10 protein-coding genes, 1 tRNA gene and 1 pseudogene are annotated in these 14075 nt (G+C 54.0%); 2 read left to right on the top strand and 10 right to left on the bottom strand.

Annotation, left to right across the window (positions count from 1 at the left end):
• Nucleotides 1-831: 831 nt before the first annotated feature.
• The 3 genes from CGZ80_RS14690 to mutS all read right to left on the bottom strand — a co-directional run bounded on the left by CGZ80_RS14690 (nt 832) and on the right by mutS (nt 5305).
• Entirely contained in the window at nt 832-1062 is a 231-nt protein-coding gene (locus CGZ80_RS14690; RefSeq protein WP_094415695.1) for a hypothetical protein, read from the bottom strand.
• Nucleotides 1063-1327: 265 nt separating this feature from the next.
• On the bottom strand, nt 1328-2155 hold the full coding sequence (locus CGZ80_RS27635) for a hypothetical protein (RefSeq protein WP_103296394.1): 828 nt from the start codon (nt 2153-2155) through the stop codon (nt 1328-1330).
• 516 nt (nt 2156-2671) lie between these two features.
• Nucleotides 2672-5305, bottom strand: a complete 2634-nt coding sequence (gene mutS, locus CGZ80_RS14665) for a DNA mismatch repair protein MutS (protein WP_094415699.1) — start codon at nt 5303-5305, stop codon at nt 2672-2674.
• A gap of 414 nt (nt 5306-5719) precedes the next feature.
• Between mutS and CGZ80_RS14660 the strand changes: the two genes are divergently transcribed.
• Both CGZ80_RS14660 and CGZ80_RS14655 read left to right on the top strand, forming a co-directional pair.
• Complete coding sequence (locus CGZ80_RS14660; protein ID WP_094415685.1) at nt 5720-7150, top strand: DUF5685 family protein; 1431 nt, start codon at nt 5720-5722, stop codon at nt 7148-7150.
• Between the two features lie 186 nt (nt 7151-7336).
• Nucleotides 7337-7410, top strand: a tRNA-Arg gene (locus CGZ80_RS14655).
• 331 nt (nt 7411-7741) lie between these two features.
• Here CGZ80_RS14655 and CGZ80_RS29245 read toward each other — a convergent pair.
• From CGZ80_RS29245 to CGZ80_RS14620, 7 genes and pseudogenes are all read right to left on the bottom strand, one after another.
• Nucleotides 7742-8329 (bottom strand): annotated as a pseudogene (locus tag CGZ80_RS29245) (tyrosine-type recombinase/integrase); the annotation flags it as partial.
• A 533-nt stretch (nt 8330-8862) separates the two neighbouring features.
• Nucleotides 8863-9066, bottom strand: a complete 204-nt coding sequence (locus CGZ80_RS29240) for a helix-turn-helix domain-containing protein (protein ID WP_158222697.1) — start codon at nt 9064-9066, stop codon at nt 8863-8865.
• Entirely contained in the window at nt 9056-10309 is a 1254-nt protein-coding gene (locus CGZ80_RS27985; RefSeq protein ID WP_146042984.1) for a hypothetical protein, read from the bottom strand. The genes CGZ80_RS29240 and CGZ80_RS27985 overlap by 11 nt, the downstream gene beginning before the upstream one ends.
• Nucleotides 10302-10577, bottom strand: a complete 276-nt coding sequence (locus CGZ80_RS14635; protein ID WP_143543937.1) for a hypothetical protein — start codon at nt 10575-10577, stop codon at nt 10302-10304. The genes CGZ80_RS27985 and CGZ80_RS14635 overlap by 8 nt, the downstream gene beginning before the upstream one ends.
• 112 nt (nt 10578-10689) lie before the next feature.
• Nucleotides 10690-11073, bottom strand: a complete 384-nt coding sequence (locus CGZ80_RS14630) for a hypothetical protein (protein ID WP_094415677.1) — start codon at nt 11071-11073, stop codon at nt 10690-10692.
• Between the two features lie 481 nt (nt 11074-11554).
• Nucleotides 11555-12898 carry a three-Cys-motif partner protein TcmP gene (locus CGZ80_RS14625; RefSeq protein ID WP_094415675.1) on the bottom strand — a complete coding sequence of 448 codons (1344 nt, stop codon included), beginning with the start codon at nt 12896-12898 and terminating at the stop codon, nt 11555-11557.
• Entirely contained in the window at nt 12888-13622 is a 735-nt protein-coding gene (locus CGZ80_RS14620; RefSeq protein ID WP_094415673.1) for a DUF5131 family protein, read from the bottom strand. Before CGZ80_RS14620 ends, CGZ80_RS14625 begins: the two co-directional genes overlap by 11 nt.
• Nucleotides 13623-14075 lie beyond the last annotated feature (453 nt).

The following is a 14075-nucleotide window of genomic DNA, read 5'->3' as shown; positions in this document are numbered from 1 at the left end:
TGGTTCGTTAAAACCGCTTGGCAGATTACTGATGCCAATTACCAAACAACCAAATTGTCAAATATCAATGTTCCGGCGTTCGCCCTTTCAGGCACGTCTCGGAAGACGCTGCTTATCCGCAGCCGAGCGAAGCACCGCAGTGCGTCAGTCGGTTGCCGATCAGCGAGGCGGGAAGATACGGGCGACAGTTCGTGTCGTCAACCGGTCTTCTCGAGAATTTCAGAAATGTTTTTTTGAAGCTCTCGTCGCTGAACGCCTCGTTTCAGCTCCTCTCAGCGTTTCCGCCGTGAGTCGCCCGCGTTGCCGTGGGCTGATGGGGAGGAAGATATGGGCCAAAGTTCGCAGGGTCAACGGCCTCTGAGCAGTTTTCTCAGATTTGTTTTCCGATCCTTAACTTCCTTTCGCTAGCAAGCCACTTGCGACTCGTTTGCACACCTGTTTTCGACCGCAATACGTCAGTTCTTAACAGCGATTTTGCCAATTCGCCGCCGAAAGTGTCTCAACGCCTAAGTGTCCACTCCGATTGTTGACCTGATCGTTGTATGTTTTCACCATCCAGCCTGAAGCGCTTTTTGGTCAAGCGCTCTCCATCAGCGGATGGATTCGCGGGCCGCTTCCGAGCGATGGGGGAACGCGCTTCGATCCAGCGAAGGTAGATCGCGCCTTTGGCAACATTTTCAGTCGGGCGGATAGGATCGAAGTCGCGGTGCAGAAGAGGGAGCTGCGATTCCGCATTGCCCTTTGACCGCTCGGATCAGAGTCGCTTGCCGTTGGGGTGTCGGCGACGCGGGACGCCGGGCGTCTCAATAGCAGGCGATTGAGCGGAAATCTCTACTGAAATTCAGCGAAGGCGTCGTCGCCGAGCATCTCGCCGCCACCGCCAAAGTCGGCGTCACCACCGAAGTCATCGGTGACGATGGCATCGTCGTCAGCTTCGAAACTCTCTTCTTGTGGCTCATTCACCGGTGCTGGCGAGGGGGCCGAAGGAGAAAGCTTGGCAGCGACAGGCACCGCGATGATCGCGACAACCATCAATGCGATCCATGGAATGACAAACAGCATGGGACAAAACGGGATGGGGAAGGAGGGCGTTCGATACTTGAAGTTTAGTTTCCCTTCCGACCAAAAGCATCCACCGTCACGCCGTTGGAGCTCAAAAACCGACGATGCGCAAAAAAAACGGGACAGGGTTTCAATGGAAAACCTGTCCCTGGTCGTCCGCAGCGGAGCGCTTCGCTGCAGTCAACGTTCGTCTGGATAGGTTCGACGTTCAGGCCAGCAGGTTGCGTTTGCGATGAAAGAACGTTCGAACAGCTTGCCTAACAGCCTACTCGGCGTCAGGGCGTCCGCCTCGTTGGCGTCCGCCGTTGTCGCCACCGCGTCCGCCACGGCCGCCGAATCCACCAGCGCCTCCTGGGCCACCTTGTCCACGTCCGCCACGACCGAAGCCACCGCGTTCTGGCATTTCAAATGGCTTGCCTTTGAGTTCTTCGAATTGCTTCTTTTGCTCGCTGGTCAGCAGACCCATGACTTTGTCTTCCAGATCTTTTTGCGCGGTTTGCATCTTCTCCCGGATGCTGTCGCGATCGCCAGACTGGAACATTTCACGCATGTTGGCGAACAGTTCTTGACGGCCTTCGTTGGTCGTCTCTTCGATCTTTTTCTTATCAGCGTCACTCAATTCGAGAGCTTTCGCAACGCGTTCGATTTGCAACGCTTGGATGCCAGCGACTTGGACTTCGATTTGTTGCAGGCGTTCCATTTGGGCTGGGTCGAGAACTTCTTCCAGTTGCTCGGTTGCCTTGGTGTTGAACGCTTCCATCTCGCCGCGGAACTTTTCGAAACGCTCTGCCATGGCTTCGCGATCAAAACCGCCACCGTTCCGGTCTGGGCGTTCCATTTCTGGGCGGCCTTCGTTGATTTTTTCAACCGCTGCTGCTTGATCTGGAAGCAGGTCGATTTCTTCTTTGACTTCATCGATTCGCAGCAGTCCCAGGACGCCGCCACCACCCATTCCGCCACCGAAACCGCCGGGTCCGCCAGGGCCACCGCCTGGGAATCCGCCGCGCCCACCACGTTGTGCCGATGCGTCGGTTGCGATCATCGAAAGGATGGCCGCGCACAACAGTGCCATCGAAAGTTGCTTCATCTTCATTGGTTCAAATTCCCAGGAGTTGGAACAGAAAAGAGGGAAGAATTGTTTTGACGGTGCGACGTCGACATCGAGTCGCGGTTGGCGAGTCAATTCAAGGCAGCAACGCCCGTAAAGACCACCCCGTCTAGCCCACCCGTGCAGCCCATTTTTGCTGTCGGTCGGTCAGCCTACGTTGTTTGAAACCACGCACTTCGCCCATGGTTTCCGAGTGACCGGCGATTTTCAGTAAAAATCTAAGAAATGCGATGAAACGTCTGTTGATCGCTCCCGTCGCCTGATCGGGTGGGCCGAGCACCTCTGAAGCTTCGTCGCTTGCTCGTTTAGATTGGCCGGACGGTGCATCGGTCAAGAACCGGGCAAAAAAACAGGTCCATCGCATAAGGCTATACGAGCCGTGTAGCCTTGAGCTAGGACCGTGTGCCCTTGAGCTAGAAACTGGGCATGCCCCAACTGGCTCAGTGTCTCGAGCAACAGTCGCTGCTCCAAACGCTGCTGGGGTGAAGCGATCGTGGGCAGCTACTTGAGCGCCGGATTACTCTCGATCTGTTTCTTCGCCTGCTGCAAAAACGCGATCGCGTCGACAGGCGTCATCTGATTCAAATCCAATTGACTGATCTGAGTCAGTACCGGGTGATCTGCGAAACCGAATAGCGTCAATTGGTACGCACCCGCAGCAGCGCTATGGCCTTGCGGCGGAGGAATGGTGGGGCGATTCAGCGAATCGAGATGGTCGGATTCCAACTGCGACAGAATTTCTTTCGCACGTTCATTGACGTTCGCCGGAACACCCGCCAAACGCGCGACATGGATCCCGTAACTTTTGTCCGCACCGCCAGGAACGATCCGGTGCAAGAACACCACTTCATCGTTCCATTCTTTGACCGCGACGTTCAAGTTGGCAACATGAGGCAGTGTCTCTTGCAACTGCGTGAGCTCATGGTAGTGCGTCGCAAACAACGTGCGACAACCGATCTGCTCGTGCAAGTGTTCGGTGATCGCCCAAGCAAGCGACAGCCCGTCATAGGTGCTGGTCCCACGTCCGATCTCGTCCAAAATCACCAGTGAACGTGACGTCGCCGTGTTCAAGATCCGCGCGGTCTCGACCATCTCCACCATAAACGTACTCTGACCTCGGCTCAGTTCGTCACTCGCGCCGACGCGTGCAAAGATGCGATCCGCGATCCCAATCGAAGCCGACTTGGCGGGCACGTACGAACCCGCTTGGGCTAACAACGTGATCAATGCGACTTGACGAATGTACGTGCTCTTACCAGCCATGTTGGGACCGGTGATCAGTAAAATCATTCCCGTCTCTGGCGAGTGCACGCAATCGTTGGGAACGAACTCGCCCTGCGGCAACGTCACGTCCAACACCGGGTGGCGTCCGGCTTCGATTCGCAGCACCGAATCGTCCGTCATCTCCGGGCGTACCCAATTCCGCTGCGCCGCAATTTCGGCAAGCGACGCCAGCACATCCAGCTCTGCCATCGCGGTTGCGACTTCACCCAGTGTCACAAGGTGTCGGTGAGTCAAGCTGACCAGGTCTTGATAGATCAACTGCTCACGCGACGTCGCTTTGTCGTCCGCCGACAGAACCTTCTCTTCGTATTCCTTCAGATCCGGCGTGATGTAACGCTCGCAGTTCTTCAGCGTCTGCTTGCGGATAAAGTCTTGCGGAATCTTGTCTTTGTGCGCGTTGGTGACTTCCAGGTAATACCCAAAGACTTTGTTGTAGCCGACCTTCAAGTTCGGAATGCCGGTCTCGTCCATCTGCTTCTGTTGGTACTCGGCAATCCATTGCTTGCCGCCAGCAGCCAGCATGCGCAGCGCATCGAGCTCTTCGTCGTAACCCGGCTTAATGAAGTTTCCGTCGGCCGCGTAAACTTTGCAGTCCTCGGAGATCGCATTTTCCAGTTCACTGCGGAGCTCAGGACACAAGTGCAGATGCGACTCCAATTGCACCAGTCGTTTAGGAGCGCGTCCGGCAAGTTTTGCCTTCAGTTCTGGCAGGCCTGACAAAGTCTGCGCGATCTGCAGCAGGTCACGGGGGCCGGTTCGGCCGGTGGCAACACGCGCGAGCAGCCGCGTGATGTCAAACGTCTGCTTCAACGTTTGACGAACGTCGCCGCGAAGGTTGGCGTGTTTGACAAATTCATCGATCGCGTCATGACGTGCTTCGATCGGCGCAATCTGTACCAGCGGTGCCGCGATCCAATCGGCCAGAACGCGCGAGCCGGCCGAGGTGCAGGTCAGGTCGATGGCGTCGACGAGTGAGCCTTCGCGTGATGCCGTGCGCAGTGTTCGTGTGATCTCCAAACTGCGTCGCGTCGAAGCGTCGATTTCCAAAACACCGCTGCGATGGTGTGCCGCGATCGATCGGAAGTGATCGAGTCCTGCTGGCTGCGTTTCTTGTAAGTACGTCAGGACGGCGCCGGCGGCGCGAACGGCTGCCGAGTCATTGTCGCCAAATCCGAAACCTTCCAGTGACCCGACTTGGAACTGATCACACAGTGTTTTCACCGAAGCGTCTTCGGCAAAGCTCCACGCCGGCCGTGATGTCCACGACCACGGCGCAGTGGTATCGGGCGAGAACTTTGCGTCGTCCTCGCGATAGATCACTTCCGCCGGACCGATACGAGCCAACTCGTCTTCAATTCGTGCGACGGGGAAAACGCCTGCGCAAAACCGACCGCTGGATAACTCTGCCCACGCGATGCCGGCAACCGGTTCTTCGCCAGACTTCTTGCCGCCACTGGGCTGATGCAAAACCACCGCCGCCAAATAGTTTGCTTCACGCGGATCCAGCAACCCATCGTCGGTCAGCGTCCCGGCGCTGACCACACGGGTGATTTCACGCTTGACCAAACCTTTGGCTTGCTTCGGATCTTCGACTTGCTCGCACACCGCCGCTCGGTACCCGGCGCGGATCAGCTTGCACAGGTAACCGTCCAGCTGGTGGTGCGGAAACCCAGCCATCGCCGTGGGGTTGGCGCTGTCGCGATCCCGACTGGTCAGCGTCAGCCCCAGCACATTGGCAGCGACTTTGGCGTCTTCCAGGAACAACTCGTAAAAATCGCCCATACGAAAAAAAAGCAGCGCGTCGCCGCATGCCGCTTTCGCTTCGTGGTACTGTTTCATCATTGGTGTCATGACGAAAATCGTACCGCCAAACTGCCCCATTTAACACCCTGCAAGCCAATCCAACGGCCAGCAAAATCCGCCCCCGATCACCGTCGATGACGGTCAGAAAAACTGTGCCGACTTTCCACGAGGCGCGGCGATCGTCACGCGAGAATTCGGGAGCTGCGTAGGGGGGCGGCTAACGTCTGTCGATGATCGACTGTCGCCTTTCGCTCCGCCGAAAGTAGCGTGCGATACCGCTGGAGTTCACTGCGGGACTTCACTGTGCGATTGGCTTATGTGCAAGTGGTTTGCTTGTGCGATGCAATTTCGCGCCCGCCCTACGCGTCGTTTCGACCCTGCTTAGAATCGGCGCGGGCAGGGCGCGTGCTGGGGAAGGTGCGATTTGACCTGCGATTGGCAGACTGACTTGGAGAAGATTCGTTGTTTGGGTTTTTACGTGGCAGTAGTTGCGATCGCCGGTATCGCCAAGTTTATGCGACGGTGTGCAGTTCTCTGCGCGAGCGTCACGGTTTCCGCCTGCTTCCGTTCGTCAGTTATGAAGCCGTCTGGCTGCATTGTTTGGCGGTTGACTTGGGGGTGGTGCCCGCACCAGATGCCAACACCGTCACTTGCTGTAAAGCACAACGCCGGCATTCGCCACTCTCGAACTCGTACTCGGAGCTCCCCGGCCAGGCCAGTCAACATCTCGGAAGCAGCGGTCTGTCAGTTGGACTGAATGCGATGTTGGAATTTGATCTGGCTTTAACGGTCTTATTGATTCGGACGAAGTTGGATGATGACGTTCGCGACCGAAGGTCCATCGTGGCTCGGGCGTTGCGTCGACTGTATCGCAGGGCGTGGCAACAAAGCGAAGGATTCTTCGATGCGTTGGATGCTGGCTTCATGCACCGGCTGGAACGCATCTTGTCCAAGCATCTCGAGCAAGAGCAATCTGGTCGTGCTGAACCTAGGCATCAAGTTCGACTGCAAGAGTACTGCCGACCGACGGGGGCTGCTTTTGCCGAAGTGTTTCAGTTGGCACCGCAGGCAATCGCCGCGAGAATGAACCAATCCGTGGGACCAACGCTCGCGGATCGATTTAAAGAAGCTGGCGAACAGATCGGTCGTGCGTTGATCGCGTTCGATTGTGCCGTCGACTACGACACGGACCGGCGGCGTGGGGAATTCAATCCCCTTCCGGACCGACACGCAATCATCGATGCGCTCAGCTATTCGCAGCAGCAACTCTGTCAACTTGGTTTCCAAATTGATCAGTGGGTTGCCGAGCGTGGTGAGACTGGCGCCCCAATGTCGACGGCCGTTCTTAAGACAGTCGTGGGTAAGATCGGCCTCTACAAGGAGGGCTTTGCGAAGTCACGTAAGCAGCGCATTGCGGATCGGCAGCGAATTTGGCTGTCACCCCCGCGGCTGCAGCGTGGAATTTGTGATTGCGATTGTCTTTGTTGCTGTTGTGACGCGGGCGAAGGTGCTTGTGCGTCCGAAGGCTGTATCGGGACGATGCATTGCTGTCCCTGCGACCCATGCTGCGGCTATTGCATGGACTGCGAGCGGGACCAGTCTCGCAAGAAAAAGCCGAATGGAAATGTCAACCAAGGCGGCGCAGCGAATCATGCGCAGGGCGGCCAGTTGCCAACGCTCGGTCGTGCTTCGGAGAACTTTCCAGGGCATGCCATCGCGCGGACGGATCTGACGCCGTATGGAACGATCGCTTTGGATCAGGGGGCCGGTGGTGCACAAGAATATCCGGCGAAAACGGACCGAGGGTCGATCGAAGCGGGGAGTCGTGTGCGGGTGATTGGTCGGGAGCCGTTTGGCTTTTTGGTGCGATTGGCGGAGGAAAATAAAAACTGAAGTCCGAACCAGGGCGTGTCCGATAGACTCCCAAACACCGGCAGTGAGAGCGGCGGAACGGGTTTGCAAATAAAAAATTAACAACTGCCAAGAGTCGGCTTGCAAACGAGAAGAGCTCCGCTAAACTCTCGCACCCAAGGCCAAGACAGGCCCGCCTGACAAACGATCAGGCACAGCAAATCAGCTGCACCCCTAGCTCAACTGGATAGAGCATCGGTCTACGGAACCGAAGGTTAGAGGTTCGAATCCTCTGGGGTGTACTGAGGCACCGAGCGTCATCTGATGACATTCGGTGCCTTTTTTATTGGGTTTTACGCTGTTTTCAGCTTCTTGCATCGATGCTTTTTCGGGCTGCTCGATGTCACCCTGTGCCACCTGATGACTGGCCGAGCCAGCGTTTAGTGCAAGCCCTAGTGCAAGCCGATCGTCTGAATCGCTGCCGATCTGTTCCGGTGCTGGCTGTGCAAGCCGATCTGACGCCGCGACCATCTTTGGTGGTGCCGGAAGTCTTCCAACCGCTTCGGCCTGCTCTTGCACCGCCACGTGGCTGTAGACGTTCATGGTCAGGTTGACGTCGGAGTGTCTCGCCAGCGTTTGCGTGATCTTCGGATTGGCCGAACTAGCCGCCAGATTGGTTACGAACGTATGCCGGTTGCTGTGGAAGTCCGCGAAGACTCCGTCACCATCTTTGTACTGAAGGAAATCCGAATTCCTGCGGCGTTCTCGTTCCTGATCGGTTTCCGCTTCATCGATCCACGCTTCCCGCGCGTTCGCCAGATCAACACGCATCATCTTCGCGGTCTTGCGTGGATAGCCGCTGGGCGTGGACAACTGGAACAGTGGTTCGCCAGAGGCAATGCTTTTCGTTGCTCGCCATTGCTTAAACAGCTCAACCACTTCGGCGTGCAGTGGCAACCGATCCCGTTTACGCCGCTTGCTGATCGTCGCTTGGATCGAAACAGTCGGTACCGCAGCCTCGAGATCAAAACTTGCGTCGGTCAGTGAGCCGAGTTCGCTACGCCGGTAGCCTGTCCATGCGGCGAGGATATAAAGCATCGCGCGGTCCGGACCTGGTAGCCCTTCAAGAACGCCACCGTGATGAGCCGCGTGAATCAGACGGTCGAATTCTTCTTTCTGCAAGGCCCGTCGTTCGTGGCGAATGTCTGTTTCGACATTCATGCGTTGCAGGCTCGATAGAGCATTTACGCTTGCACGGTGATGTGTCACCAGCCATTTGCAAAACGACTTAGCGCCGTCTTGATAGAAGTTGCTTGTTCGAATCGAGAACCGCTTTTGGGTGCGTCGTTCGGTTGCCAACCAGTTGAGCACTTTTGCCGCTTCGATGTCAGGAATGAATCGAAAGTTGCAGCCTTCGATAAGGCGAACCAGTCGCTTATGTACTTGGTCCGCGTGTTTCTCCGAGCTTCCTTTGTCAATCAGAAACCGCTTGTAGTCGGCTAGGTGAATCGAAAGCGGCCGAACGGCGTGATCCTCCTCCGGTTGTCGCAGGCCTACCTTCAAGCGTTCCGCTTTACGAATCAAATCGTTCAGCATCGATCGGGCAGCGTCTTTGTCCGTACACAATGGCACGCGTTGCGTTAGGCCGTTCTCGTCAACAAATTGCCCGTACCACTTCTTGGTCAGTTTCTTGACGCGTTTACCGGTCGCTTTATCAAGCTTTGTGTAACTGCGTTTGAAAAGAGACGCCATCGTTAGCCCTCAACTTTCGGACACCCAGATTCAATCCATTGTTCAAGAGCGGCGCGATCCCATCGCCTCGTTTCACCAATATGCAGCGGCTGAATGATTCGCCGCCCACTCACCCAGCGCCAAAGCGTTCGGGTGGAGATTCCGCAGAACTTTGCCGCTTCCTTCGCTGTCAGCAATCGCGGTAGCAATTTAGTATCAGGCTGCATCATCAAGCCCCTTTGCTACGAGGTCGTTGGTGTACAGTCGCAAGACACGCTCTCGGTACTTTTCTCCACCCGCGTCGGTGTTGCCAAGCTCCTCCAAAACAGCAACGATCGCGTCGAGCATCTCGCGATAATTGGAGAATTGAAGACCATAGGACCTGAAAGCACTTTTGAAGTGACCAAGCCCCGTCTTAAGTGCCATTGATGCATCGATTTTACTGCGATCAATCGGCTCCAGATCCCGAATGATTCCCGCGTACATCGCCGGTATCGAGTTTATCAGATGTTTCCAAACCGGATGAGTCTCGGCCCGCGATTGGTTTTTGTTGACCCGATCCACTGGCTCTTTTGTCAGCCGAAGCATCTTTGTCATTAGCTTTTCAAAGACAGCCTGCGAACGATCAAATAGATCCATCACATTTGTGATCCCGAACTGTTTCAGCTTCTCCCGCCGCAACTGCCATTCAATCCGTGTTGCCCGATCCGGTATTGCCCCGTCCCAACGACGCTGAATCATCGCCGCTTGATATTCCGGGCTTTTTCGGTGAAGCGTTTCAAAACGCTTGTCATAGATGGCCAAACGACACGGCGATTTACCAGCTTCGATACCTGTTCGTCGATTATTAATTGGATCGTTTTTTGCGTCCGATGAGCGAAAACGGGTAATAAAGTGGCGGTCCGTGAATAGCTTTTGGAGGACCGTCACAGCTAAGCCAATGACATCCATTGTCAAGTCTGCACGATTTATCTTATCCCATCGAATCCGACAGCCAAGCGACTCGATGGCAAAACACATGTGATCGTATCGGTTGACTGCTCCGTGTAGCAAACAGTCATGACCTTTGATGTCCACAACGAAGTGAGGCCGAGTCTCGCTGCGTTCTTGTCGTCGGCTCATGAGAACTTCGGTACCGTCAATGCGTAGCCGGTAATCGAAGTATTCGCCATGAGGCCCGCCCCACCGGACACCAGTTCGGAACAGCACCAAATTTCCGTATTCTGGCACCATCACAACCACGCTCTCTTCATTCGACTGATGTAGCTTCGATTTACCTTCGTCCAACAACTCAACAAGGACTTCTTGCTTCAAAGGTATCCAATCAACACCAACCGAAAACATTAACCAGTCATAGTCACCACGCACTTTACAAACGGTTCCATCGTCCAACACAAACTGACTACTATGAGGGTGGGTGTTACTATGGTGCCCACCCTGAATCTCGAACCGCGTTTCATCGTTACTCATTTGGCTGACCTCCCTGTTCCCAGATAACGCCAAGCACAGCCCCGAGGAAGCAACCAAGCTTTTGCGCCCCGTCAGGTTCGGAGTCGAGGAAGTCTTTCAATGAAAACGGCGCGATTAGGGCCTCGCTGAATCGGTCAACGTGCTCAACGAATTTCGGATCATTCAGCAACTGTTGGCACTGATCGCCGGTGATCCAGGGATCGTCCGTATCAGCCCAGTCTTGGAACGTAGCCAGGGAATCAAACGCGCTCTGAAGTTTCTCTATCATCATTCCTTCCTTGGAAAAACAGACCGTAAAACTAACTTGCCATCGTTCGGCTCACTCAAGCTTCGCTCAAGCCGCTCAGCTTCGTTCGCCTCTCGTATGCAATTCGGAATGCCTATTGACCCCGATTTGCCCGTGTTCGAATTGCGTTTTGCACCGAGAAGTCCAGCACGAGGTGCACCACACCGGGAACCAACTTTGTAGGCGCGATCAGTTGCCCGTTCTCGTCAAATTCCTCGTCGGTAAAGAACGACTCTTGACCAACGAACAGGCAACCGGGCCGTGGCTCCGCGTATAGCTCTCCTGCGTCCGTTTCCACCGGTGTTCCCTGGACGGCGTTATCCGTAGCCCAGATAATCAATCCTTGAAGTATTTGGTTGACGCTAACTCCAGCCTCTTCTGCGATCGCTCGAAACTGATCCGCGATCTTGGGATCGATTCTGGTTTCCAGCCTGACTTTGCCATCGTTCACCGATCTGGCTTGCTTTTTCTTGCCCATGACGCCTCCCGCGTTGTTGTGGTTATTTCGGATCGTATATAAACCCGGCGCCAATGCAAATACGCACCCGGCAGCAAATAGAGTCTTTTCTTGACATCTTCATGATTGCATAACCACCGCAGATTCCCCTGCTACCGACGGCTTTTAGTCGCCTAACGGGGTTGGTGGACTCTTTCAACTCATCACGACCGGCTACAGGGGCACGGAACAAGAGCGTTCCAAGAGAGATCAGTTGCGGGCGGCTAACGAATCGCGTTCCGGCCCCTTCCGCTTGACCGGTCGCGATGAGTCAAAAGAGCCACCACAACAAACGCCCACCGAGCGGCAGACGAAGAGAATACGCCGGCTTCGCCGCTGATTTTCCAGAAGACCGGCCCGCTCCGATATCAAAGACCCACCACCCAGTTGCCCTACCGCAGCAGCTATACGGGCCGATCATTGGTTGTGAAAAGTGTGAACCAGGGTAGGAAGCAAATGATGGCTAGTCTTTGATGTTGCGAAGAAGGAATGTCTCCGTCTGCGCGAGTCGGATCCGGTCCGTGTCATTGAGCTTTACGTCACACGCTCGCTGTTTTCCATTTTCCGAAAAAATCTCGATGTCTTTGTCTTTCGCAAGTTGGCGAATCGCATCTGAGATCATCGCTTTTGTTGCGGGAGTATCGTTCACGTTTCTGTCGAAAAACATCTGGTATGGCGTCGATCCTCCAAATTCGCTCAGTTTTTCTGGAATTTCAATCAATAGCGCTTCCCGGGTCAACTCTCTTGCATCCTTATCGAACGCAAAGGTTGGCTGGTTTTGTAGAGGAACCTGCCGGGGATCGAAGCCGAGGCAGAGCATCCCAAATCCCGCTTTTCCGAAATGCTCAAAATGATTGTTAAGATCCCAGTGCAATTCCATCATTGCATCTCTCGCTGTAGAGTGCTTCGAAAAATGAAGCAACCAGTACGCTCTATTTGAGTCAACCGAATTAACGAAAAACGGTGTGTAGCATTCCGCGCCACTACTTTGATGGAAGTGGCCATGAAGAATATGCTGTATTTCTGCTCGCCAGTCTCTGCCGTGATCCTCGCGAATTCGAACAAAAAGATCCTGATAACGCTCCAATTCAAGGCGTTTAAGCGCTCTCTTAAAACTCTCCGACTCATTTACGAAGTGGGTCAACCAATCAACCGCGATTGTTAAAATCACTTCGGCTCGTGGCAGTTCATAGAAAATCCGTCTGATGTCCGCCATTGGCACCGCTGTATAGCCATACTGATCCAAAAGAAAGATTGCGCGATGAGCCTTTCCCCTCGATTTAATCTTAGCAATAATCTTATCTAGGTTTTCCGTGAAGTTCCCAGCGATGAAATGAATGTTTTCCATTCTATTTGCAGAAGATGGAGCATTGCTCACTTCCTTTTTGAGATGCTCGATTGTCGACGCGCTACGCTCAACAAAGTAGAATTGACCATTGACGCGAAACGGCTTTCGGCGCCCGAGATTTGCCTCGACCTCCGCTTCCGCGATCGCATTCAACATTAATATTGGTGACCCTGGAATGCGTTGTTGAGTCTCAGGGTGCGTGTAGACACCGCCCCCTGCGAATCCATCTACAAGTGAGAGCATCAACTGATCTGCGCACTTGTTTTTTGTAAGAATGGAAACATATTTTTTAATATAGGCTTCCAAAACTTCATGTTTTGAGATGCTGTGCAGCCCTAAGAGAGGTGGCTCTTTTCCAATACTCCATTCGTAAAGCTCTTTCTTGGTTTTTGTCTTTTTTTTAACTTGAGAAGCGTCAGCGTCTCCGCCCAGCAGCAAACTCTTTTGTTCATTCGGCATTTGGCATTTGATCCCATTCGACACCGTCTAACTCGCGGCCATTTTGCTTCTTTGATCTTCGCACGCCATCTGGGCCATGTGCACCCCACTGCTTAAAGAAAAATGGTGTTTTTTTATTTAAGCATTGGTCACGGATCATTCTGACCCATTTTATCTCCATCGGTCGCGACTTTGGCCCTGATTCACCACCCACGATCACCCAATGTATTCCTTTCAGCGGCATCCGAGGAATAGGACCTAGTAACGGTTCTACTGAGAGAAATCGAACAGCCGCTGGCACGGTTTGCAGAATCCGGATCCTATCGACATAATCAACCGTCTCAACACTTGTCCCCATCCAAAGATTCTTCGGCCAGGGTAGCGAGCTCGCCAATTCTGCAACTCTTTGCGGACGCTTACTAAGGACTTGGAATGTGTGCTGCGATGCCTCGTTCATAACTTCAAAACAACGCGAAATAAACTCATCAGGAACATCTCGGTGGAAGAGATCGCTCATTGAATTTACAAAAATGGTCTTCGGCTTTTTCCATTTCAAAGGAAGGTTTACCACATCATCTTGAAGCGTGAGCTGAAACCCGTTTTCATACCTAGGCTGCTCCATCGCTTTCAAGCGATGAGCCATGCGTTCGGCATAGCAGTGTTTGCATCCAGGACTGACCTTTGTGCAACCTGTCGTTGGATTCCACGTTGCTTCGGTCCACTCAATTGATGAGTTCTGAGCCACGAAGTTCCCTTATCGTTTGGGGCTGATTGCTACTTATCGATTTCGTCGAGCTTTTCTCGAATCCATTCATTCACGGTGGCAGTTCGATCAACAATTTTCCCTGCTGATTCTGCTGCTTGAAATCGTTCCCAAGTATCGCGGCTAATTCGAAGTGTTACCGACACTCTATCCGAAGTTGCAGTTCCCTTTGGCCGACCCACTCTCCGTTTTGGCATCTTTTGCCATGCCTTCCGAGCCGCCGCGCTAAAGTTTGTAAGCTCCGATTCCTGGACCATTAGCGTTTCTCCCGTAGAGAGGCTAATTCGCAGCTTGTCACCATGCACACTAATGACGATCCCTCGTTCTTTCGTGGCCCTCACAGCGATTTTGTCTCCGGCTTGCGGCTTCATAATTTCCGGTTATACAACTCGCTTTAATTAAGTGCAATAAGCAAATTAGAGATTTGGCGGTGCC

Origin of the sequence: Rhodopirellula sp. MGV (assembly GCF_002251265.1) — a bacterium.
GTDB classification, from domain to species: domain Bacteria; phylum Planctomycetota; class Planctomycetia; order Pirellulales; family Pirellulaceae; genus Stieleria; species Stieleria baltica_A.
The sequence above is the reverse complement of the archived record's forward strand: the minus strand, read 5'-3'. Positions and strand labels throughout refer to the sequence as shown.